This is a genomic window from Streptomyces sp. SP17BM10, assembly GCF_036322405.1.
Taxonomy (GTDB): Bacteria; Actinomycetota; Actinomycetes; order Streptomycetales; family Streptomycetaceae; genus Kitasatospora.
Map to the genome: position 1 here is coordinate 1 of NZ_JAQYXB010000325.1, position 337 is coordinate 337.

At 77.7% G+C, this 337-nt stretch carries 1 pseudogene; it reads right to left on the reverse strand.

Going from position 1 to position 337, the window contains the following annotated elements:
• Nucleotides 1-37: 37 nt before the first annotated feature.
• Nucleotides 38-337, reverse strand: a pseudogene (locus PUR71_RS01635) (hypothetical protein); the annotation flags it as partial.

Consider the following 337-nt stretch of genomic DNA (forward strand, 5'->3'; position numbering starts at 1 on the left):
GACAGCGTGTGGAGCCGTGCGCGTCGAACAGCCCGCGTTACGCGACGAGCGCGGGCTCCACGGGGGCCTCCTCGGCGGCCTGTTCCTCGTCTGCGGTCCGCAGCCGGGCCGGCAGCAGCACCATCGCGGCGACCGCGCCGCGCAGCGCCACCCCGGCGCCGCCCAGGGCGGCGGTCGAGAACGCCGCGTCGAAGGCCGACTTGGCGGCGTGCACGGCCGTCGCGGCGGCGTCCGTGGGCATGCCCTGGGCGGCGACCTCGTCCTCGCCGAGCGAGTCCGAGGCGCTCGGCGCGCCGCCGGTCAGGTGGTAGGAGGAGGTGTAGCGGGCGGCGAGCAC